The 23,326-nt window shown below is 75.1% G+C and carries 12 protein-coding genes and 1 pseudogene; 12 read left to right on the plus strand and 1 reads right to left on the minus strand.

The genetic code is table 11. The features are described from left to right. The first annotated feature begins 341 nt into the window (after positions 1-341). The 10 genes and pseudogenes from OTB19_RS19920 to OTB19_RS19965 all read left to right on the plus strand — a co-directional run bounded on the left by OTB19_RS19920 (position 342) and on the right by OTB19_RS19965 (position 19,732). Positions 342-7,688, plus strand: coding sequence for a type I polyketide synthase (locus tag OTB19_RS19920; RefSeq protein ID WP_267799667.1), 7,347 nt, complete (start codon positions 342-344; stop codon positions 7,686-7,688). Beyond that, positions 7,681-12,222 carry a type I polyketide synthase gene (locus tag OTB19_RS19925; protein WP_267799668.1) on the plus strand — a complete coding sequence of 1,514 codons (4,542 nt, stop codon included), beginning with the start codon at positions 7,681-7,683 and terminating at the stop codon, positions 12,220-12,222. The genes OTB19_RS19920 and OTB19_RS19925 overlap by 8 nt, the downstream gene beginning before the upstream one ends. Further along, complete coding sequence (locus tag OTB19_RS19930; protein WP_267799669.1) at positions 12,212-12,535, plus strand: acyl carrier protein; 324 nt, start codon at positions 12,212-12,214, stop codon at positions 12,533-12,535. The genes OTB19_RS19925 and OTB19_RS19930 overlap by 11 nt, the downstream gene beginning before the upstream one ends. Before the next feature lie 6 nt (positions 12,536-12,541). Further along, positions 12,542-13,366, plus strand: a complete 825-nt coding sequence (locus tag OTB19_RS19935) for an alpha/beta fold hydrolase (RefSeq protein ID WP_267799670.1) — start codon at positions 12,542-12,544, stop codon at positions 13,364-13,366. Continuing rightward, entirely contained in the window at positions 13,363-14,529 is a 1,167-nt protein-coding gene (locus OTB19_RS19940) for a glycosyltransferase (RefSeq protein ID WP_267799671.1), read from the plus strand. Before OTB19_RS19935 ends, OTB19_RS19940 begins: the two co-directional genes overlap by 4 nt. Beyond that, complete coding sequence (locus tag OTB19_RS19945; protein ID WP_267799672.1) at positions 14,526-16,460, plus strand: class I SAM-dependent methyltransferase; 1,935 nt, start codon at positions 14,526-14,528, stop codon at positions 16,458-16,460. The genes OTB19_RS19940 and OTB19_RS19945 overlap by 4 nt, the downstream gene beginning before the upstream one ends. After that, on the plus strand, positions 16,457-17,410 hold the full coding sequence (locus OTB19_RS19950; RefSeq protein WP_267799673.1) for a galactokinase: 954 nt from the start codon (positions 16,457-16,459) through the stop codon (positions 17,408-17,410). Before OTB19_RS19945 ends, OTB19_RS19950 begins: the two co-directional genes overlap by 4 nt. Before the next feature lie 59 nt (positions 17,411-17,469). After that, a pseudogene (locus tag OTB19_RS19955) lies at positions 17,470-18,387 on the plus strand (alkaline phosphatase family protein); the annotation flags it as partial. Beyond that, on the plus strand, positions 18,382-18,723 hold the full coding sequence (locus OTB19_RS19960; RefSeq protein ID WP_267799710.1) for a putative Ig domain-containing protein: 342 nt from the start codon (positions 18,382-18,384) through the stop codon (positions 18,721-18,723). The pseudogene OTB19_RS19955 and the gene OTB19_RS19960, both read left to right, overlap by 6 nt. Before the next feature lie 85 nt (positions 18,724-18,808). Continuing rightward, on the plus strand, positions 18,809-19,732 hold the full coding sequence (locus OTB19_RS19965; protein WP_267799674.1) for an SDR family oxidoreductase: 924 nt from the start codon (positions 18,809-18,811) through the stop codon (positions 19,730-19,732). Positions 19,733-19,745: 13 nt separating this feature from the next. Here OTB19_RS19965 and OTB19_RS19970 read toward each other — a convergent pair whose 3' ends face one another. Further along, positions 19,746-20,510, minus strand: coding sequence for a TetR/AcrR family transcriptional regulator (locus tag OTB19_RS19970; protein WP_267799675.1), 765 nt, complete (start codon positions 20,508-20,510; stop codon positions 19,746-19,748). Positions 20,511-20,604: 94 nt separating this feature from the next. On the opposite strand from OTB19_RS19970, the gene OTB19_RS19975 reads away from it, so the two are divergent. Together OTB19_RS19975 and OTB19_RS19980 are read left to right on the plus strand one after the other, a co-directional pair. Continuing rightward, positions 20,605-21,015: a VOC family protein gene (locus OTB19_RS19975; protein WP_267799676.1), complete on the plus strand. Its 411-nt coding sequence runs from the start codon at positions 20,605-20,607 to the stop codon at positions 21,013-21,015. Positions 21,016-21,024: 9 nt separating this feature from the next. Next, positions 21,025-23,298 carry an excinuclease ABC subunit UvrA gene (locus tag OTB19_RS19980; RefSeq protein ID WP_267799677.1) on the plus strand — a complete coding sequence of 758 codons (2,274 nt, stop codon included), beginning with the start codon at positions 21,025-21,027 and terminating at the stop codon, positions 23,296-23,298. The last annotated feature ends 28 nt before the right edge of the window (positions 23,299-23,326 follow it).

The following is a 23,326-nucleotide window of genomic DNA, read 5'->3' on the forward strand; positions in this document are numbered from 1 at the left end:
GCGCCGGGGATTTTGACCACCGCTCAAGCCCGTCCGAACCGACGACGGGTCACCCGGCCGCGGCACGCACCGCGCCGGCGGAGTCGTCGACCGGCGTTGTTCTCCCGTCCTGCCCGCACGGCCCGCACCCCCACAGCACGGCCCGTACGGCCCACGCGTCGCCCCGCACGGCACCGGCACCGCAGGCCCCCGCGCGCCTCACCGCGAGGCACCGGTGCGCGCACCACGCCACGTGACACGGCACGACACCACACGGCACCACGGACCGCGCACCACCGCCCCACACCACCGCCCGCGCAGCAAACGCACCGCACCGGAACGCACCGGAAGAAGGAGCGCCCGTGACCCCCCACCCCGCGCAGCCCCCCGCCACCCGTGACCTGGTCGTCGCGGCCTGCCCCTTCGAGGAGCCGCACCCCCGCATCGTCACCGCCGCCGAGCGCGCCGGGTCCCTCGGGCTGCTCGACCTCGGCCGGGACCCCGGACCCGCGCGGGACGCCTTCGCGGAGCTCGGGCGGCGGCTCGACGGCCGGCCGTACGGGGTGCGGGTACCGGTGGGCTGTCCGCTGGGCCCCGGGGAGCTTCCGGCGCAGGTGGACACGGTGTTGCTCGCCGATGTCGCGCAGCACGTCCCGGAGCGGGTGGCCGCCTGGGCGGCGGCCCCCGGTTCCCCCCGGGTCTGGGCCGAGATCACCGACCTCGGGGAGGCGCGGGCGGCGGTGGCGGCCGGGGCCGGGGCGATCGTGGCCAAGGGGCACGAGGCCGGCGGTCGGGTGGGCGCGAGCACCACCTTCGTCCTCCTCCAGCGGCTGCTGGCCGGGCCCGGACCGGGGGTGCCCGTCCTCGCGTGCGGGGGCATCGGCCCGCACACCGCGGCGGCCGCCGTCGCGGGCGGGGCCGCCGGTGTGCTGGTCGACGTACAACTGGCCCTGACCTCGGAGGGGGTGGCCGGTCTGCCCGCGGAGGTCGTGGCCGCGCTGCGGGCGATGGACGGCTCCGAGACCCGGCTCGTGGACGGGCACCGGGTGTTCGCCCGGCCCGACCTTTCGCCGCCCGACGGAGCGGCGGCGCTTCTGCTCGGGGCCCGGGACCTGCGGACGCAGTTGCTGCCCGTCGGCCAGGACGGGGGCGTGGCGGACCGACTGGCCCGACGGCACCGCACCACGGGCGGGGTGCTCCGGGCCGTGCGGGCCGCCGTCGCCGGGCACATCGGGGCCGCCGCCAGGGAGAGACCGCTGCTCGGATCCCGGGTGGTGGCGCAGGGCCCGATGACCCGGGTCAGCGACCAGGCGGCGTTCGCCGAGGCGGTGGCCGCGGCGGACGGCGTGCCCTATCTCGCCCTCGCCCTGACCCGGGGCCCGCAGGCGCACCGGCTGCTGGCCGAGACTGCCGAACGGCTCGGGGACCGCCCGTGGGGCGTGGGCCTGCTCGGCTTCGCCCCGCCCGAGCTGCGCCGGGAGCAGCTCGCGGCCGTGGCGCGGGTGCGTCCCCCGTACGCGATCATCGCCGGCGGCACCCCGGCGCAGGCGGCCCCGCTGGAGGCGGCGGGGACGGTGACGCACCTGCACGTCCCCTCGCCCGGACTGCTGGAGCGGTATCTCGCCGAGGGGGCCCGGCGGTTCGTCTTCGAGGGGTCGGAGTGCGGCGGGCACGTCGGGCCGCGCGCCTCGTTCCCGCTGTGGGAGGAGCAGATCGAACGGCTGCTGTCCTGCGCCGAACCGGCCGCGCTGGACGTCCTGTTCGCCGGCGGCATCCATGACGAGCGGTCCGCCGCGATGGCGGTCACGGCCGCCGCGCCGCTGATCGCCCGGGGGGCGCGGATCGGCGTACTGATGGGCACCGCCTACCTGTTCACGCGGGAGGCGGTGGCGGCGGGCGCGATCCTGCCGGGTTTCCAGCGGACGGCGGTGGAGTGCGAGGAGACCGTCCTGTTGCACACGGCGCCGGGCCATGCCACCCGCTGCGCGGACACCCCGTACGCGGGAACGTTCGAGGAGACCAGACGGCGGCTCGCCGAGGGCGGGACCGAACCGCGCGAGATATGGGAGGAGTTGGAGCGGCTGAATCTGGGCCGGCTCCGGATCGCCGGCAAGGGGCTGCGTCGGGGCCCGGCCGGCCTGGAACCGGTGAGTGAGCGGGAGCAGTTGAGCGACGGACTGTTCATGCTCGGCCAGGCCGCCACCCTGCGGTCCGGGACCACGACGGTGGCCGCGCTGCACGCCCAGGTCACCCGGGGGGCGACGGAGTTCCTGGACCGGCGGGTCGCCGAGACGGCCGGGGCGGCCGAGGAGGAGGCCGGTCCCGTCGTCGAACCGCTCGACGTCGCCATCGTCGGAATGGCCTGCGCCTACCCGGGGGCGCCGGGTCTCGACGCCTACTGGTCGCAGATCCTGGCCGGCCGGGACGCCGTCACGGAGGTTCCGGTCGAGCGTTGGGACCCGGGGCTCTACTACGATCCCGACCCGGCCCGGGCCGGGGAGCGCACCCCCTCGCGCTGGGGCGGTTTCCTGGCGCCGATGCCGTTCGACGCCCTCGCCCACGGCATTCCGCCGACCTCGCTGGCCGGGATCGAACCGGTGCAGCTCCTGGCCCTGGAGATCTCGGCGCGGGCGCTCGGGGACGCCGGGTACGGCCGGGGCAGGGAGTTCGACCGCTCGCGGACCTCGGTGGTCTTCGGCGCGGAGGCGGGAACCGAGCTGGCGGGCGCGTACGGGATGCGCGCGCTGTATCCGGCCTATCTGGGCGAGCTGCCGCCCGCGTTGGACGAGCAGTTGCCCCGGCTGACGGAGGACTCCTTCCCGGGCATCCTCGCGAACGTGATCGCGGGGCGGGTCGCGAACCGTCTCGACCTGGGCGGCGCCAACTGCACCGTGGACGCCGCCTGCGCCTCCTCGTTGGCCGCGCTGGACCTGGCCTGCCGGCAACTGCGTGACGGTGACAGCGACATGGTGGTGTGCGGCGGCGCCGACGTGCACAACGGCATCAACGACTACCTGATGTTCGCCTCGGTGCGGGCCCTGTCCCCCGGGGGCCGCTGCCGGCCGTTCGACGCCTCCGCGGACGGGATCGCGCTCGGCGAGGGGGTGGGCGCCCTGGTGCTGAAGCGTTTGACGGACGCGGAGCGCGACGGCGACCGGATGTACGCGGTGATCAAGGCGGTCGGCGCGTCGAGCGACGGCCGGTCGCTGGGGCTGACCGCGCCCCGACCGGAGGGGCAGCGACGGGCCCTGGAGCGGGCGTACGCCCGGGCCGGCGTCTCCCCGGCCGACGTGGGACTGATCGAGGCCCACGGCACCGGGACCGTGGTCGGCGACAGCACCGAACTGTCCGTGCTGAGCGAGGTGTTCACCGCCTCGGGGGCCGAGCCGGGATCCTGCGCCCTGGGTTCGGTCAAATCGCAGATCGGCCACACCAAGTGCGCGGCCGGGCTGGCCGGCCTGATCAAGGCCGCATGGGCGGTGCACACGGGCATCCGCCCCCCGACCGCGCACCTGAGCACGCCGAACGCGGCCTGGCGGGCCGAGGACGGCCCGTTCGTCTTCGACACCGAGGCCCGGCCGTGGGCGGTGCCGGTGGAGCGGCGGATCGCGGGCGTCAGCGCGTTCGGTTTCGGGGGCACCAACTACCACGCGGTGGTGGCCGGTTACGGAGGCGCGGAGGAGCCGGGACACGGGCTGGAGGAGTGGCCGGCGGAGTTGTTCTGCTTCCGGGGCGAGGACCGGCGGGCCGCGGGGCGGGCGATGGCACGGCTCGCCGCCCGACTGGAGGAGAACGACGCGGCCGGCCGGCCCTGGGCCCTGCGGGACCTCGCGGCGGAGGCCTCCGCTTCGGGTACCGGGCCGGTGCGGGTGGCCGTGGTCGCCGCCGACGCGGACGAACTGGCGGTACGGCTGGAGCAGGCCCGCGGTTTCACGCCGGGCGCGGGGGTCCACGTACGGGAGGAGGCGGCCGACCCCGGCGGGGTGGCGTTCCTCTTCCCCGGGCAGGGCAGCCAACGCGTGGGCATGCTCGGGGACTTGTTCATGGCGTTCCCCGCCCTGCGCGGGCTCCTGGACGAGGCGCCGGAGGGGGTGGCGGGCGCGATGTTCCCGCCGGCCGCGTTCACCGCGCCGGCGCGGGCCGCTCAGCGGGCGGCCGTCACCGACACCCGCGTGGCGCAGCCCGCCCTCGGGCTGGCCGGCGCCGCGGCGCACCTGCTGCTCGGCCGGCTCGGCGTGCGGCCGGACTGTGTCGCCGGGCACTCGTACGGGGAACTGACCGCGCTGTGGGCGGCGGGCGCGTACGACACGGCGAGCCTGTCACGGCTGAGCACGCGCCGGGCCGAGGCGATCCTGGCGGCGGCCGGAGCCGATCCCGGCGCGATGGCGGCGGTGTCGGCGGCGCCGGAGGAGGTCCGGGGCGTCGCGGCGCGGGCCGGGTGCGTGGTGGCGAACCACAACGCACCCCGGCAGTGCGTGGTCTCGGGCCGCACGGAGGCGGTGGCCGAGGCGGTGGACGCGCTCCGGGCGTCCGGGCACACGGCCGAACTCCTGCCGGTGGCTTGTGCGTTCCACAGCGAGGTGGTGGCCGGGGCCGAGTCCGCGCTCGCCGCCGAGCTGGCGGCGACGGCGGTGTCCGTGCCGAGCGTCCCGGTGTGGTCGAACACCACGGCGGCCCCGTACCCGGCCGACGCCGACGGCGTACGCGGCCTCCTGGCGGGCCAGGTGGCGCGGCCGGTCCGGTTCGTCGACGAGGTGGAGGCCATGTACGCGGCCGGCGTCCGGACGTTCGTGGAAGCGGGCCCGGGCCGGGTGCTGTCCGGTCTGACGGCCCGGATCCTGGGCGATCGCCCGCACACGATGGTGCCGTTGGACATGCCCGGAGAGCACGGGCTGGTCCGACTGGTGACCGCCCTGGCCGAGTTGGCCGCGGCCGGGGTCCCGATCGCCCCCGAAGCCCTGTTCCGGGGCCGCACCGCCCCGCTCCCGGACCGGGCCCCGCGACGCCCGGGCTGGCTGGTGGACGGCCACCTGGTCCGCACCTCGGCCGGCACCCCGATCCCGGGCGGCCTCCGCCCCGCCCACCGCATCCCCCGACCGGAGGCACCGATGAGCCCGCAGAGCGCCGCCGACCAGGACGGCTCCCCCCTTCCTCCCCTGTCCGCCCGGTCCCCCCGCCCCATCGAGACCCCGGCCCCCGCACCGAGGCCCGACACCGCGTCCGGGAACGGCCACGCGCCGATCGCGGCCCCCGGTCCCCGTGACGAGGCCGTGCTGGAGTACCTCCGCGGCTCGCGCCTGCTGATCGAGGCCCAACGCGAGGTTCTGCTGGGCTACCTGGGCCGCACCGGGCCCGGCGCGGGCGCGCCGGCCGCACCGGAGCCGCATCTCCCCGCCCGGCCCGCACCGGGCACGGCGTGGGGCGACGGCCCCGTCTGGAGCGACGGTCCGGCGTGGGCCACGGCCGGGCCCGACGGCCACCCGCCGGCGTCGGGGAGCCCGGGCCGTTCACCCGACCCGTGGGGGTCGGCACCGGTCAACGGCCGGGAGCCGGCGCACGCGACCCCGGCGCCGGGGCCTGCGAAGCGCGGCGGCGGAGCGGCGATCGAGGCGCCGGCGCCCCCCGATCCGTGGCGGGCGGCCGGCCCCGACACCCCCTACGACGGTCCGGTGGACGGGCCGACGGACCGGCCGGACGCCCCGGCCGCGCCGCTGACCGCAGGCGGGGTGATGGACGTCGTCCTGGACATCGTGCACACCCGGACCGGCTATCCCCTGGACATGCTCGACCCCGGGCTGGACCTGGAGGCCGACCTGTCCATCGACTCCATCAAGCGGGTCGAGATCATCGGCGCCCTCGCCGACCGGATCGGCCTCCCCCGGGACCCGGGCGGCTCCGCCGAGTCGGCCGTCGAGGAGCTCTCCCGCCTCAAGACCCTGCGCGGCGTCGTCGACTGGGTCGTGTCCCACACCACGCCCTCCGCCGGCGGGTCCGACACCACGATCGCCGACCTCACGCCCGCCGAGACCGCGACCACCGGCGCCGCGGCCCACGACACCGACACCCCGGCCGGTGTCTCGGCGTCGACCGGCGCACGGTACGACGGGCCCGGCATCCGCCCCGCCGGGCCGCGGCCGCGCCGGATGCGCGTGGACCTCGTACCCGTCGCACCGCCCGCCGGGGATCCGGCCGGACTGCGCGGGCTGCGGATCGGGATCGTCGACGACGGGCAGGGGGTGGCGACCGCACTGAGCGGGGCGCTGGAGTCCCACGGGGTCGAGGTGCGGTTGCTGTCCGGGCCCGAGGCCGGCCACGACGGGCTCGTCGACCTGTCCGCGCTCCGGGCCGCTCAGGGCGCGGGGCAGGAACCCGTCCTGCCCGGCGCCTTCGCCGGGCTCAAGGGGGCCCTCGTCGGCGGTGTGGGCCGGCTGATCCTCGCCGCCACCCCCGACTCGGGCCTGCACGGCTTCGCCCGCAGCGCCGCCCTGGAGTTTCCCGGCGCCCTGATCCGGGCGGTGGGGGTGCACCCGAAGGAGGACCCGGCCCGCGTCGCCGCTCAGCTGCTCGCCGAGTTGAGCGACGGCGCCGAGGCCCGGGCCTGCGACTCCGCTGACGAGAGCGGCAGGAGCGGGCACGACCATGACGGTCACGGCCCGGGCGCCGACCCCGCCGCCGCGCCTCTCCACTCCGTCGTCTACACCGCCGACGGAGCCCGCGTCACGGCCCGTCCGGTGCCGGCGGACCTCACCTCCACGGGATCGGCGCCACCCCTCGGCCGCGACTCCGTCGTCCTGCTCACCGGCGGCGCCCGCGGGATCACCGCCCGGACCGCGCTCGCCCTCGCCCGTGCCACCGGCTGCCACGTCGAGCTCGTCGGACGCACTCCCGAGCCGACGGCCGCGGAGGACGAGCGGTACGGGCAGGCCACGGACCGGGTGGCGCTGCGCGCCGCGCTGGTGGCGGCGGGGTTGCGCACTCCCGCCGAGATCGAGGCCGCCGCCTCCCGGATCCTCGCCGAGCGCGAGGTGCGGGCCACGCTGGCGGCCCTCGCCGGCGTCGCCGCCTCCGTCCGCTACCACCGCGCCGACGTCACCGACGAGCGGGCGGTACGGGCCGTCGTGGCGGCCGTCCGGGCCCGGCACGGCCGGCTCGACGGCATCGTGCACGGCGCCGGCGCCCTCCGCGACGGTCTGCTGCGGGACAAGCGGCCGGAGGCCTTCGCCGAGGTGTTCACCACCAAGGTGGCCGGCGCCCGGCACCTCGCCGCGGTCGCCGCCGACCACGGCGACACGCCCGCCCCCGCCTTCCTGGCCCTCTTCGCCAGCGTGTCCGGGGTGTACGGCAACCGCGGCCAGAGCGACTACGCCGCCGCCAACGACGCCCTGGACGGGCTCGCCCACACCTGGTCGGCCCGCTTCCCCGGCCGGGTGCTGTCCCTCGACTGGGGCCCTTGGGCGGCCGAGGCGGGTGGCATGGTCACCCCCGAGTTGGAGCGTGCGTACGGCCGCCGCGGCATCGCGGTGCTCAGCCCCGAGGCGGGTACCGCCGCCTTCCTCGCCGAACTCTCGGACGGCCACGACGTACAGGTCGTCCTGACGGCGGCGCGGGACGAGGGGCACGGTGGTACCGGAGGCAGAGCGGGAACCGCGCACGAAGCCGGAACCGGTGGCGGCGGGACCGGCTTCGGGACCGGGGAGCGCCGTGACTGACGGCCCGCGGCGCGGGCCGCGACCGATCGACGCGGCCATCGTCGGGATGGGCGCGGTCTTCCCGGGGGCCCCGGACCTGGCCGCCTACCGCCGCAATCTGCTCGCCGGAACGGATTCCATCGGCGAGGTCCCGCCCGACCGCTGGGATCCCGAGGTGTACTACGACCCCGCCGGGGCCACCGGGCCGGCGCGCGGGGACCGTTTCTACTGCCGGCGGGGCGGCTTCATCGACGGGCCGGCCGCCTTCGATCCGACCCGTTTCGGGATCATGCCGTCGGCGGTCGAGGGAGCCGAGCCGGACCAGCTCCTGGCTCTGCACGTGAGCGCCGAGGCGGTCGCCGACGCGGGCGGCGAGGAACGACTGCCGGCCGACCGCTCGCGGATCGGGGTGGTGCTCGGACGCGGCGGTTTCATGGGCGTGGCCACCGCCCGGTTGGACCAACGGGTGCGGACCGCGCACCAGTTGACCCAGACCTTGCGGGAGGTGGCGCCCGAGCTCGGGGAGCGGCGCATCGCGCAGGTGCGCTCCGCCTTCCAGGACGCGCTGGGACCGGATCGACCCGATGCCTCGATCGGGCTCGTGCCGAGCTTCACCGCCGCCCGGACGGCGAACCGGTTGGACTTCCGGGGCCCGGCCTACACCCTGGACGCGGCCTGCGCCTCCTCGCTCCTCGCGGTGGACCAGGCGGTCGGGCTGTTGGCGGGCGGGCGCTGTGACGTGGTGGTCGCCGGGGCGGTGCACCACTGCCACATCGCCACGCTCTGGAGCGTGTTCACCCAGTTGCGGGCGTTGAGTCCGACCGAGCGGATCCGCCCCTTCGACCGGCGGGCCGACGGAACGCTGCTCTCGGAGGGCACCGGCGTGGTGCTGCTGAAGCGGCTCGCGGACGCGGAGCGGGACGGGGACCGGATCTACGCGGTGATCCGGGGCACGGGGGTCGCCGGTGACGGGCGCGCGGCGAGCCTGATGAGCCCGCTCGTCACGGGGCAGGTACGGGCGCTCGAACGGGCGTGGCGGGAGGCCGGTCTGGATCCCCGCTCCCCCGGGGCGCTGGGGCTCCTGGAGGCGCACGGTACGGGCACGCCGATCGGGGACGCGGCCGAACTGGACACACTGACGAGAGTCTTCGGGACGTCGGACGAGGGTGCGGGGTCGGCGGGGATCGGCTTCGGGTCGGTGAAGTCGATGCTGGGGCACACCATGCAGGCGTCGGGGATCGCCGGGTTGATCAAGGCGGCGCTGGCGGTGCACGAGGGCGTCCTGCCGCCCACCCTGCACCTGGAGGAGCCGCACCCGAACCTGGCCCGGACGCGGATGCGGCCGGTGACGGTGGCCGAGCCGTGGGAACGCGGTCCCGAGCCCCGGCGGGCCGGTGTCAACGCGTTCGGGTTCGGCGGGATCAACGCCCACGTGGTGCTGGAGGAGGCCCCGGGTGCCTCCGCGCACCCCGGCGGCGGCGCGCCGAGACCCGCGCCGCCGGTGCGCCGCTTCCTGCCGATGGGCTCGCCGCCCCCGACCTCGACTCCGGCCTCGACGGGGGCGGGGGCGCGGGAGGACGTGCTCCTGCTCGCCGGGGAGAGCACGGCCGACGTGGCCGAACTCCTGGCCGCCGGGGCGCCCTCGGATCCGTTGGGCATGTCGTCCGGGGACGGCCCGTGCCGGCTCGCGGTGGTCGGGCCCACGCCGCAGCGGCTCGCGCTGGCCGCGAAGGTGCTGGCGCGCGGGCGGACGTGGCACGGCCGGGGGGACGTGTGGTTCACACCCGAACCCCTGGGCGGCCGGCTCGCGTTCCTCTACCCGGGCCTGGAACCGGAGTTCGCACCGGTCGCCGACGACGTCGCGGACCTGCTCGGCCTGGACCGCCCCCGGCTCGGACGGGGCGGGGAGTTGATGGAACGGGCGTTGGACGCCATCGAGGCGGGCCGGTTCTTCGGCCGCGCCCTCGGTGAACTGGGCATCGAGGCGGACGTGTCGGCCGGTCACAGCCTGGGCGAGTGGGCGGCGATGGTGGCGGCCGGCATGTACCCGCGGGAGGCCGTCGACACCTTCCTCGCCTCGCTGCGGCCGGGCTCGCTGAAGGTACCGGACCTCGTGTACGCGGCACTGGGCTGTGGGGCGCCGCGGGCCGAGGCGGCGCTGCACGGCGAGGACGGGGTGGTGGTCAGCCACGACAACTGCCCGCACCAGTCGGTGGTGTGCGGGGATCCCGCCGGGGTCGCCCGGGTCGTGGCCCGGCTGGGGGCCGAGGGGGTGCTGTGTCGGGAGCTCCCGTTCCGTTCGGGGTTCCACACGCCGATGTGGGAGCCGTACCTGGGTCAGGTCCGGGCGGCGTTCGATCGGCTTCCGTTGCGTCCGGCCGCGGCAGGGCGGGTCTGGTCGGCGACGACGGTGTCCCCGTTCCCGGCGTCGACCGAGGAGGTACGGGAGTTGGTGGTGCGGCACCTCCTGGAACCGGTGCGCTTCCGCGCGTTGACGCTGCGGATGTACGAGGAGGCGGGGGTGCGGCACTTCGTGACGCTGGGCCCGGGGAGCCTGCCGGGGTTCGTCGAGGACACCCTGCGGAACCGGCCGCACCTGTCGGTGGCCGCGTCCTCGCCCCGCCTGACGGGCGTGGCCGCACTGCGTCGGGCGTGTGCGGCGCTGTGGACGCAGGGGCAGGCGCCGAAGTGGGACCGGCTATCGCAGGACACCCCGCCCGACCCGACAGGGACTCCGGCCCCGAGCACGAAGCTCACGGCCCCCGCGGCCCCCACCCCGACCATGCCGGCGGGCCCGACCGCGCCGGTGGGCCGGCCGGCGGTGTCCCGCGCGGTACCGCTGGACCTGGGCTCCCCCCTGGTGCGTCTCTCCCCCGCCGCCCTGGCCCGACTGCGCGCCCCCGGCCCGGCCGGGGCCGAGGTCCCGACGGGGAGCGCGGCCCGGGCCCCGTACCGCGGTGGCACGGAACGCGGCGGCACGGAAGGCGGCGGCGGTGACGGCGCGGGGCAGGCCCCGGGGCGGGCGGTCCTGCGGCTCGGTCTCGACACGCTGCCCTACGTACGGGACCACCGGGTCTACCTCCAGCCGGCCGGCTGGCCGGAGGAGTCCGACTGGTTCCCCGTCGTCCCCATGACCACCATGCTGGAGCTGGCCTCGCAGGCCGCCCTGGCCCACATCGCCCGCACCGACCACGGCCGGGACGCCGTCGAGGTCGTCGGGTACGAGGACGTCCGCGCCCTGCGGTGGCTCCCCGTCGAGCCCGCCCACGACATCGAGGTCCGTGTCCGCGCGGACGGCCCCGGGCGCGTCCACGTCGCTCTGGGCGAGTACGCCGGCGTCGTCGTCCTGCTCGGCCGGTCCTTCGACCCGGCGCCGGCGCCCGACCCCACGCCGCTGCGCGACCCGGGCCCCGCCCCCGTCAGCGCGGACGCGCTCTACCGTGACCGGTGGATGTTCCACGGCCCCCGCTTCGCCGGGGTGCACGAGGTCCGAACGGTGGCCGCCGACGGCATCCGGGGCGTGCTGCGCGCCCTCCCGGACCCCGGGGCGCTGCTCGACGCCGCCGGGCAGTTGTTCGGGCACTGGATGCAGCTCCGGCTGCCGGTGGACCGGCTCGTGTTCCCCTCCACCGTCGAACGGGTCCGCTTCCACGGGCCGCCGCCCCCGCCGCACGCCCTGGTGGCGGCCACCGCCCGGATCCGGGAGGTCCGCGGGACCACCGTGCGGGGCGATCTCGAACTGTGCCGTCCCGACGGCCGGGTCTGGGCCCGGATCGACGGCTGGACGTACCGGCGCTTCGGCGCCGACGAGCGGGTGTGGCCGATGAAGTTCACCCCGGAGGTCTGCGGGATCGGTGAGCCGCAGCCCGCCGGGTGGTGCCTGGCCCGCCGCCGGTGGACGGATCCCGCGTCGCAGGAGCTGGTGATGCGCCGCTATCTCGGGGCGGCCGAGCGGGCCGTGTACGAGCGGCGGTCACCGCGGGAGCGGCCCGCCTGGCTGCTCGGCCGGATCGCGGCCAAGGACGCGCTGCGGGGCCTGCTGTGGGACGGCGGCGCCGGTGCGGTGTTCCCGGTGGAGGTGCCGGTCGGCAACGACCCGTCGGGGCGTCCGGTGCCGGAAGGGCCGCTGGTCACGGGAGTTCACCTCTCGATCGCCCACAAGGACCGGCTGGCGGTCGCCCTGGCCCACCGCGCCCGGCCCGTCGGGGTGGACGTCGAGACGGTGACCACCGATCCCGACGCCCTGGCGCGGATCGCCCTCGGTCAGGGTGAACGGGCCCTGGCCGAACGGCTGGCGGCCCTCGACGGGAGCACGCTGTCGGCCGCGCTGACCACGCTCTGGTGCGCCAAGGAGGCCGCCGCGAAGGCCGAGGGCACCGGTCTCGCCGGCCGCCCCCGCGACTGGCGGGTGTCGGGCGATCCCGGATCCGGTGTCCTGCGCGTGGTGTCCCCCGCGCGCGTCGCCCACACGGTCCGCCACGACACGATCCCCGCGAGCCACCCCACCCCCCTCGACCACCTCGTCGCCTGGACGGAGCCCCACCATGACCACTGACATCCTCGCCGAGATCACCGACATGCTCGTGGAGATCGTCGGCGACGAGTTCCTCGTCGCCCAGGAGGTCACGATGCGCACCACCTTCAACGAGGACCTCGCCTTGGAGAGCATCGAGTTCGTCGCGCTCGCCGAGTCGCTGCACCACCGCTACGGCGCCGAGGTCGACCTGATGGGCTTCCTCGCGGAGAAGGACATGGACGGCATCCTCGCCATGTCGGTGGGCGAGATCGTCGAGCACATCGCCCGGGTCACGCACGGTTCCCTCGCGCGGGCGACCGGCTCCCCCGCCTCCGCCGCCTCGGCCGGCTGAGCCGCCGTGTCCTTCGTCCGCGCGAACGGCCTGCGCTTCCACGTCCAACGGCTCCCGGCCGACGCCGGGTCCGACGCCGGCCGCCGACCCGTGGTGGTCTTCCTGCACGGCCTCGTCGTCGACAACCTGTCCTCCTTCTACTGCCCCCTGGCCGTGCCGGTGGCCCGGTCCGGGTTCGAGACCGTGCTGTACGACCTGCGCGGACACGGCCGTACGGAGCGGCCGGCCGGCGGGTACGACAGCGCCACCGCGGTACGCGACCTCGTGGCGATGCTCGGCGCCCTGGGCCTCGGGCACCGGCCGGTCCACCTCGTCGGCAACAGTTACGGCGCGACCCTCGCCGTGCACGCCGCGCTGGCCCGCCCCGACGTGGTCGTCGGGCTGACCCTCCTCGAACCGCCCCTCGCCGGGGCCTGGGTGGAGAACATGGTGGACACCCTGTCGGCCGCCGCGTTGAGCCTGGAGGACAGCCCGGTGCTGGCCGAACTGCTGACCCTTCGGCTGCGGAAGGCCGCGAACCTGACCGCGATCGCGGACGACCTGCTCAACCGGACCAGCCTGATCGACGACATCGCGGCCAGTCGCGTCTTCACCCCGGCCGACTACGCCAGGCTGGACTGCCCGACCCTGACGCTGTGCGGGGAGCACTCCGAACTGCTGCCGGGTGGGCGGACGTTGGTACGTCATACCCCGCGGGCGACGCTGACGGTCCTGCCGGGTCTGGGGCACGACGTACTCAAGGAGAGCAGTGGTGTCCTGCGGGAGACCGTGCTCGCCCACCTCGAAACGACGGCCGCGTCGCGGGTGCGGACGGGAGCTCTGATCCGATGAGGGTGCTGTTCACGGTTCCGCCGCTCGCGGGGCACGTCAATCCGACCGCCGCCGTCGGGGCGGAACTCGCCTCGCGGGGCCACGAGGTCGCCTGGACCGGGCCGCCCGGGGAACTCGCCCGACTGCTCCCCCCGCACGCCCGGATCCTCCCCGCGGGGGAGCACGTCGCGGGCGGCTACGCCGGGCTGCACGAGCGGTGGCGCGACCTGCGCGGGGTGGCCGCGCTGCGCTTCCTGTGGGAGGAGGCGCTGATACCGCTGGCCCGGGCGATGGAACCGGGGGTGCTCGCCGCGGCCGCCCGGTTCGCGCCGGACGTGCTGGTCGCCGACCAACAGGCCCTGGCCGGGCCGATTGTGGCCCGTCGGCTCGGCATCCCGTGGGTGACGTCGGCCAGCACCTCCGCCGAACTCACCCGTCCCTTCGCCGGATTCCCCAAGGTCGGGGAGTGGGTGTCGGAGCGGATCGGCGCGCTGCTGAGCGAGTACGGCGCGGACGACGGGGACTGGGATCCGCGGTTCTCCGAACGCCTGGTGTGGGTGTTCTCCACGCCCGAGTTGGTGGGGACGGGCGCCGAGGTTCCGCCGCACCACGCCTATGTGGGTCCGGCCTTCGGGGCCCGGCCGGCGGCGCCCGATTTCCCCTGGCGGCGGCTGGACCCGGCGCGCCGGCGGGTCCTGGTGTCGTTGGGCACGCTCAACCAGGAGGCCGGCATCCGATTCTACCGCGCGGTCCTCGGCGCCGCCGAACGCCTTTCCGATGACGTCCAGTTGGTGCTGTCCGCCCCCGCCTCCACGATCGGGGGTCGGACGCCGGCGAACGTGCTGGTCCAGGACGGCGTTCCCCAACTGGAGCTGCTGCCGCACCTGGACGCGGTGGTCAGCCACGGCGGCCACAACACCGTGTGCGAGGCACTCGCGCACGGGCTGCCGCTGGTGGTCGCGCCCATCCGGGACGACCAGCCGATCGTGGCCCGCCAGGTCGTCGAGGCGGGCGCCGGCGTCCGGGTGCGCTTCGGTCGGACGGGGCCCGAGGAACTGCGCGACGCGCTCACGGCCGTGCTGGACGATCCCGGCCCCCGCCGGGCCGCCCGCCGCATCCAGGCCTCCTTCGCCGCGGCCGGCGGGGCCGCCGCCGCGGCCGACCGGTTGGAGAAGCTGTCATGACGCCATCCCCTTCGCACCGGGTCCGGTGGACCTCCGTCGCGGTCCTGGTCGCTCTCGGCGCGGGCACGGTCCGCTCCCACCGCAGGCTGCGGTCCCTCCCGGTGCTGCCCACGATCCCGCCGGCCGCGTCGACCGGGGTGCCGCGCGCCGCCGGCTGGCGGCTGCTGACGGCGCGCGGCGTCGAGCCCGATCCGGCGACCTTCCTGTCGGCCTGCGCACACGCCGACCGGGAAGGCCTGCGGGTGCTCGACCTGCTGCCCGGCGACCTGGCCGTCGAGCGGGCCCTCGGGCTGCTGCGGTTGGTCGATCCGACCCGGTACGGGGCCGACCGGCTGGGCGAGGGCCGCGGCGCCGGGTTCGCCGTGCTGGTCGCGGAGGAGGTGCTGACCCGGGCCGGGGTGGAGGCGGGTGACACGCCCCGGGAGCCGGCGGAACTCCTCGCGCTGACACGCCGCTTGAAGGAGTACGCGCCCGCCGCGGCGGGGTTGGCCGTCGCACCGGCGCTCCGCGCGGGCCGCCGGCCGGAGCCGACCGGTGCGGTACGGGCCGCCGAGCTGCGGGCGCAGGGCCTGCCGCCGGGCACGGTCGTCGCGGCGCAGCTCGCCGGGCTCGGCCTGCTCGCGGCCGTCGCCGCACGGCAGGGGCGGTGGGGCGCCGCCGCGGCGGGGCTGTACTGGCTCCAGCCGTACCTGGTCCTCGCCGGCCCGGGATCGCCCCTGCGTCCCGCCGACCTCGCCGCCGCCGGCGCACTCCGGCCGGCGCGCGCGCTCGGCGCGGCCCTGCGGACGGCCGCCGACCTCGCCCGGACCTCCCCGGCGGCCGACGACACGGACCGGGCGGCCGCCTACCGGGCCGAACTGGCCGACGGCACCGACCGGTTCCTCGAGGCACTCCGGCCGGACTGTCCGTGGTGCGGCTCCCGGCGGCTCACCGTGCGGCTGCGGGTGCCGGACCTGCTCCAGGGCAAACCGGGCCGCTTCACCCTGGAGGAGTGCGGGGACTGCGAGCACGTCTTCCAGAACCCCCGACTGACCGTGGAGGGGCTGGAGTTCTACTACCGGGACTTCTACGACGGTCGCGGGGGCGAGAGCGCGGGATCCGTGTTCGGGCGGCTCGGCGACTCGTACCGCAAGCGCGCCGGGATGCTCGAACCGTACGGCGAACCGGCGTCCTGGTTGGACGTGGGCACCGGGCACGGCCACTTCTGCAACGCGGCGCGCGCCGTGTGGCCGAACACCCGCTTCGACGGGCTGGACATGGGTGACGGGGTCCGGGACGCCGAGCGGCGCGGCTGGGTGGACTCCGGGTTCCAGGGCCAGTTCCCCGAGTTCGCCGCGAAGTTGGCCGGCCAGTACGAGGTGGTGAGCATGTACCACTACCTGGAGCACACCCGGGATCCGCTCGCGGAGCTGGACACGGCGGCCGCCGTGCTGGCGCCGGGCGGGTTCCTCGCAATCGAGCTCCCCGATCCCCGGTCGCGGATGGCCCGCCTGCTGGGGTCGGCCTGGCTGCCCTGGTTCCAGCCCCAGCACCAGCACCTGATCCCGGCGGCGAACCTGCGGGAGGCCCTGGCCGACCGCGGGTTCACGGTCCTGGCCGAGGAACACGGTCAGGCCCACCAGGGCAACGACTTCGTCGGCGCGGTGGCCCTGACCACGACCCGGCTGGCCCCCGATCCGGACCGCCCGTGGGCTCCCCCGACGGGGCCCGGGCGGCGGGTCCTGGCCCGCGCGGTCAGGGCGGCCGCACTGCCGTGCCTCGCGGGCGCGGTGGTGCTCGACGCTCTCCGCACGGTCGCGGCCCGCCGCACGGACGGCGGCAACGCGTACCGGATGCTCGCGCGCAAGGACGGCGGCGACCCGTACGCGATGCCGGCCCGCACGGACGGCGACAACCCGCAGCGGGTCCCGGCCCGCGGGGACGAGCGGTGACCGCCGGTCGGGTGGGCACGGTCGGGCCGGACCTGGCCCGCCGGGCCACCGCCGATCCCCTGTTCCGGCTGGTGGCGTACGCGTTGGAGGCGGCGCACGGCCGGCCCCCGACCGCCGTCTGGAGCGCCCCGTACGCCTTCCACCTGGACCGCGGCGCGTGGCCGGTGGGCTCCCCGGGCGGCCCGCACCCGGGCCCCGGCTCGGTCGCGGGCGCCGGCTGGCCGGTCGCCGCGGCCGCCGCGCCGCGTGACGACGGGCTGGTCCGACTCAGCTCGCTCGCCCACCCCGCCGACGGCTGCGATCTGCCGCTCACCCCGGCGGGGCCCGCGCCGACCCCGCCGGCCTGGGCGGTCCGTCCCTACGCGGTGCTGCGGGCGCTGGCCCGCGCCGGGTACGGGCGCGGCGGGACCGACCTGCACGTCCAGGGCTCGCTGACGGAGGCCTCCGGGCTGGACACGTCGGAGCCGGCGGACTGCGCGGTGGCGCTCGCGGTGGCCGACGCGCACACGCCGCCGGGCGTGGATCCGGACCGGGCGGAGCTGGCCGGGCTGCTGGCCGAGGCGCTGCCGGACGGGGACACGGCCCTTCGCCGGGCGGCCCTGTTCGCCCGCCCCGGGCAGGCCCTGCTGCCGGGGGGCTCCGACGCTCCCCGGTACGCCGTCTTCGACCCGGCGGCCTCGGGCGCGCGGCTGGTGCTCCTGGTCGTACGCGGCGATCCGGCCCGGTGGGCGACGGAGTCGGCCCGGGCCGTGGCCCGGGCCCGGGAGGCCGGGGCGCTGCGGGCCTGGCCGCCGGGGAGGCTCCCGGGACGGAGCGTGCTGATGCTGCTGCCCGAGGAGCGCAACACGGCCGTCCGGGCCGCCGTGGCACGGGAGTTCCGCGATCGGGCGTGCCCGGCGCCCCGGTTCCTGAACATCGCCGTGGCCGGTGGGGCCCGGCGCGAGGACTGAATACCCGCATCCCACCCACCACCCTGTCGGCGTCCCGCCGCATCGAGGAGGAAACGTCCATGCCCATCACCGCGAGACAGCGGACCCGAAGGTCCGCGCCGATCGCCGCACTCGGCGCGTTCGTGTTGCTCGCCGCCTTTACCGTCGCCAACTCTCAGGCAGCGGAAGGGGGTTCGAAGACAGTGCGGACGCGTTCCGTGGCGACCGCCGACGCCGCCGCGCTGCCGAGCTACGACCACGTGGTGGTCGTCGTGTACGAGAACAAGCAGTACGGGGAGATCATCGGCAGCGCGAACGCCCCGTACATCAACCAGTTGGCGAAGGGCGGCGCGAGCCTGACCGGCATGAAGGCGCTGACCCATCCCAGCCAGCCGAACTACTTCAACCTCTTCTCCGGCGCCACCCAGGGCATCACCGGCGACGGTTGCTACACCCCGCAGTCGATGTCCGCCCCCAACCTGGGCCAGGAGGTCCTCGCGGCGGGCAGGACGTTCGCCACGTACAACGAGGACCTGCCCGGCCAGGGCTCCACGGCCTGCACCAGCGGGCAGTACGCGCAGAAGCACAACCCGTGGTTCGCCTTCAAGAACGTCCCGCTCGACACCGGGAAGACCTGGGCGCAGTTCCCGCAGGGCGATTTCGCGTCGCTGCCGAACCTGTCCTTCGTCGTGCCGAACCAGTGCAACGACATGCACTCCTGCCCGGTGGCCACGGGCGACACCTGGACCAGGAACAACCTCGATGCGTACGCGCGGTGGGCGAAGGCCAACAACAGTCTGCTGGTGCTGACCTGGGACGAGGACAACTACCTCGGCTCGAACCGGATCGCGACGGTCTTCCACGGCGCGAACGTGAAGACCGGCGCGTATGCGAGCACCTACAACCACCATCACCTGCTGCGCACCCTGGAGGATCTGCTCGGGACGGCGACGCACGCCGGCAACGCGGCCAACGTCGCACCCGTCACGGAGGTGTTCGGGGGCTCCACGGAACCCACGCCAACTCCCACCCCCACGCCGACCCCGACTCCCACGCCGACCCCGACGTCGGGTGATCTGCGGATCGTCGACCCCGGACCACAGACCTGCCGCTTCAACCAGACCTGCACCATCCGACTCACCACCACCGGAGGCACACCCCCCATCCGCTACACCACCACCACACTCCCCTGGGGACTCACCCTCGACCCCACCACCGGACGCATCACCGGCACACCCTGGACCACCGGAACCCACCCCATCACCGCCACCGCCACCGACCCCACCGGCGCCACCACCCACACCACCTTCACCCTCACCCTCAACTGGTTCTGATCCCCCCACCGGGTGACGCCGGGGCCCCGCCGCCGTGCCCGCCGATGGGCGTGCCCCGCGCGACGCGGCGTCGTAGGCTCGGGGCATGGCGGACGCAGAGCAGACCCTCCGGGGCAAGGTCGCCCTGGTGGCGGGTGGGACACGGGGCGCGGGCCGGGGCATCGCGGTGCAACTGGGCGCGCGGGGCGCGACCGTGTACGTGTCGGGGCGCAGCACGACCGGCAAGCGGTCGGAGTACGACCGGCCGGAGACGATCGAGGAGACGGCCGCGCTCGTGACGGCGGCCGGCGGTCACGGGATCGCGGTGGTGGCGGACCATCTGGTGCCCGAGCAGGTCGAGGCGCTGGTCCGGCGGATCGATTCCGAGCAGGGCCGGCTGGACGTCCTGGTCAACGACATCTGGGGCGGCGAGCTGCTCTTCGAGTGGGAGAGCACGGTCTGGGAGCACGACCTCGACAAGGGGCTGCGCCTGATGCGCCTCGCGGTGGACACCCACGCCATCACCAGCCATCATGCGCTGCCGCTGCTGCTGCGCGGTCCGGGCGGTCTGGTGGTGGAGATGACGGACGGGACGGCCGAGTACAACGCGAGCCGCTACCGGGTGTCGTTCTTCTACGACATCGCGAAGTCGGCGGTGTTGCGCATGGCGTTCACCCTCGGCCACGAGCTGGGGCCGCGCGGCGCGACGGCGGTGGCGTTGACCCCGGGCTGGCTGCGGTCGGAGATGATGCTGGAGCACTTCGGTGTGACCGAGGCGAACTGGCGGGACGCGCTGGAGAAGGTCCCCCACTTCGGGATCTCCGAGACCCCGGCCTACGTCGGGCGCGCGGTCGCGGCGCTCGCCGCCGACCCCGAGGTGTCGCGCTGGAACGGGCAGTCCCTCTCCAGCGGGCAACTGGCCCGGGTCTACGGGTTCACGGACCTGGACGGCAGCCGGCCGGACGCCTGGCGGTACATGGTCGAGGTCCAGGACCCGGACCGCCCGGCGGACACCACCGGCTACCGCTGAGCGCCGGCCCGCCTCACTCCGGGTCTTGGCGCCCCTCCACCCGTCGGGCGAGGCCGTCGAGCACGCAGGCAAGCCCGAAGTCCCAGACGGTCTCGGGTCGGTAGCCGCCGACCGCGCTGCCGACGCGTCCGGCGAGCGGATAGCGCTCGGCGTCCATGGCCCGCTCCAGCAGCGGGGCACTGACGGCCCACCACTCGTCGTCGCTCTGGCGGTCGTTGTGGGCCGCGGCATCGGCGGCGGCCAGGGCGTTGGCGTGGACGAAGCCCAGCAGGTGGGTGAGGGCGGCGTCCATCTCGACGTCGGTCAGGCCGATGCCGTCGAACGCCGCCAGTTCGTGCTCGTACTTGCCGATCACGCCGGGCCCCAGCGGGGGCCGGGTGACCGGGAGGTCGGCGATCCACGGGTGGCGCAGGAGCAGGTCCCGGTTGTCGTCGGCGACCCGTGCGACCCGGGCCCGCCAGGGGTCGTCGGCGTGCGTGTCCCGGCGCGCCATGCGCCGGTACGCCTCGTCGAGCATCAGGTCGAGCAGCTCCGCCTTGCCCGGCACGTAGGTGTAGAGGGTCATCGGGGTCACTCCCAGCCGGCCGGCCAGGGCCCGCATGGTGAGGGCCGCCAGGCCCGCCTCGTCCGCGAGCGCGAGCGCGGCCTCGACGACCGCGGTGACGGTCAGCCCCTGGCGGGGGCCGCGCCGGCCGCTCGGGGCCCCTTGCCCGGGCTCCCTCCACAGCAGCTCCAGGGTGCGGACGGGGTCGCCCGCACCGCTCCGGTCCTTCGCCATGCCCGGCTCCTTCCAGCCCGCGTCGAAATCCTTCTACGCTGTACAGAATACTATGTACAATGTACGGCAGAGCCACCGAGCCGCGAGGAGTTCCGTGCAGATCGCCAGTTCCGCCATATCCCTCAACGTTGACGACGTTCACGCCTCCGCCACCTTCCTGACCGGCCATTTCGGCTTCCGGGAAGCCATGTCCGCCGACGGCTTCGTCTCGCTCTCCCACCCGGACGGCCCGCAGGTGATCTTCCTGCGCCGGGGACTCGAACTCCTCCCCGAAGACTTCCGTGACGAGCGCGCGGCCGGCCTGATCCTGGTGTTCACCGTGGCCGACCTGCCGAGCGAGCACGAACGACTGCGCGCGGCGGGCGTCCCCATCACCATGGCGCTGCGCGAAGAGCCCTGGGGCGAGAGGCTGTTCCAGGTCACCGACCCGAACGGCGTGATCATCGAACTCGTCGACTGGATCACCGCCCCCGGCGCCGGCGAGCCGGCCGACAACCACCAGTAGGGAGCCCCCGTGACCTCTCAGCCCATCGCGGCCGCCGACGCCCACCAGGTCATCCAGGTCCGGGGCGCCCGGGAGAACAACCTCGCGGACGTCTCCCTCGACATCCCCAAGCGGCGCCTCACCGTCTTCACCGGGGTCTCCGGCTCCGGCAAGTCCTCCCTGGTCTTCGGCACCATCGCCGCCGAGTCCCAGCGCATGATCAACGAGACGTACACGGCCTTCATCCAGTCGTTCATGCCGAGCCTGGGCCGCCCCGACGTGGACGGGCTGCACAACCTCAGCGCCGCCATCGTGGTCGACCAGGAGCGGATGGGGGCCAACTCCCGCTCCACCGTGGGCACCGCCACCGACGCCTACACGATGCTGCGGATCGTCTTCTCCCGGCTCGGCGTCCCGCACATCGGCACGTCCACCGCCTTCAGCTTCAACACCCCCGACGGCATGTGCGCGCGCTGCGAGGGCATCGGCCAGGTCTCCGACATCGCCGTCGACCAGCTCGTCGATCGCGAACTGTCCCTCAACGAGGGCGCGATCACCGTTCCCGGCTTCGCCGTGGACTCGTGGTACTGGCAGATCATGGCGAACTCCGGCCTCTACTCCCCCGACACCAAGCTCAAGGACTTCACCGAACGGGAGTGGGCCGACTTCCTGCACAAGCCCTCGGTGAAGGTGAAGGTCGGGTCCAACAACTTCACCTACGAGGGCCTGATCACCAAGATCCAGCGCACCTACCTCGCCAAGGACCGCGAGGCCATGCAGTCCCACATCCGGGCCTTCGTGGACCGGGCCGTGGTCTTCGCCGACTGCCCCGACTGCGCGGGCACCCGGCTCTCCGCCGCCGCGCTGTCCTCGCGGATCGACGGGGTGAACATCGCGGACTGTTCGGCCATGCAGATCAGCGATCTGGCCGCGTTCGTCCGGCGGATCGACGATCCGGCCGTCGCCCCGATGATCGCCAACCTGCGGGACCTGCTGGACTCCCTCGTCGAGATCGGCCTCGGCTACCTGAGCCTGGACCGCCCCTCCGGCACCCTGTCGGGCGGCGAGGCGCAGCGCGTCAAGATGGTCCGCCACCTCGGATCCTCGCTGACGGACATCACCTATGTCTTCGACGAGCCGACCACCGGTCTGCACCCGCACGACATCCGGCGCATGAACGACCTGCTCCTGCGGCTGCGCGACAAGGGCAACACCGTCCTGGTCGTGGAACACAAGCCGGAGGTCATCGCGATCGCCGACCACGTCGTGGACCTCGGCCCGGGAGCGGGCACCGCCGGCGGGCGGCTCTGCTACAGCGGGGACGTGGCCGGACTGCGCGCCTCCGACACCCTCACCGGCCGACACCTCGAACACCGCGCGGCGCTGCGCGAGCCCGTGCGCACCCCTCGCGGCCACCTGTCCGTCAAGGACGCCGACCTGCACAACCTCAAGGACGTCAGCGTGGACGTCCCCCTGGGGGTGCTGACGGTGGTGACCGGCGTCGCGGGCTCCGGCAAGAGCTCCCTGATCCACGGCTACCTCTCCGGGCGGGACGGGGTGGTGGTCGCCGACCAGTCCCCGATCCGGGGTTCGCGCCGCTCCAACCCGGCCACGTACACGGGCCTGCTCAACCCGATCCGCACCGCCTTCGCCAAGGCCAACGGGGTCAAAGCGGCGCTGTTCAGCGCCAACTCGGAGGGTGCCTGCCCGAAGTGCACCGGTCTCGGCCTCGTCTACACCGACCTGGCGATGATGGCCGGGGTGGCCTCGGTCTGCGAGCAGTGCGAGGGCCGGCGCTTCACGCCCGAGGTGCTCACGTACCGACTGCGCGGCAAGAACATCAGCGAGGTGCTCGACATGCCGGTGACGGAGGCGCACGCGTTCTTCACCACCGGCCAGGCCCGGGCGATTCTGGGCCGGCTCTCGGACGTGGGGCTGGGCTATCTGCGGCTCGGGCAGCCGCTGAACACCCTGTCGGGAGGCGAGCGCCAGCGCCTCAAGCTCGCCATCAACATGGCGGAGAAGTCCTCGACGTACATCCTGGACGAGCCGACGACCGGCCTGCACATGGCGGATGTCGACAAGCTCCTCGCCCTGCTGGACCGCCTCGTGGACGACGGCAACTCGGTCATCGTCATCGAGCACCACCAGGCGGTGATGGCGCACGCCGACTGGCTGATCGACATCGGGCCGGGCGGTGGTCACGCGGGCGGCAGCGTGGTCTTCGAGGGCACACCGGCCCAACTGGTCTCCGCGGGCAACACTTTGACGGCACGTCATCTTCGGGAGTACGTCGGCTCCTGACGACGGGTGAACTGTCGGGCCGCCGCCC

The sequence above is a fragment of the Streptomyces sp. H27-H5 genome (assembly GCF_026627505.1).
GTDB lineage: Bacteria > Actinomycetota > Actinomycetes > Streptomycetales > Streptomycetaceae > Streptomyces.

Bases quoted from the DNA above. Each gene is read 5' to 3' on its own strand.
- OTB19_RS19930 (WP_267799669.1), top strand. From the start codon at position 12,212: ATGACCACTGACATCCTCGCCGAGATCACCGACATGCTCGTGGAGATC.
- OTB19_RS19965 (WP_267799674.1), top strand. From the start codon at position 18,809: ATGGCGGACGCAGAGCAGACCCTCCGGGGCAAGGTCGCCCTGGTGGCG.
- OTB19_RS19945 (WP_267799672.1), top strand. From the start codon at position 14,526: ATGACGCCATCCCCTTCGCACCGGGTCCGGTGGACCTCCGTCGCGGTC.
- OTB19_RS19940 (WP_267799671.1), top strand. From the start codon at position 13,363: ATGAGGGTGCTGTTCACGGTTCCGCCGCTCGCGGGGCACGTCAATCCG.
- OTB19_RS19970 (WP_267799675.1), bottom strand. From the start codon at position 20,510: ATGGCGAAGGACCGGAGCGGTGCGGGCGACCCCGTCCGCACCCTGGAG.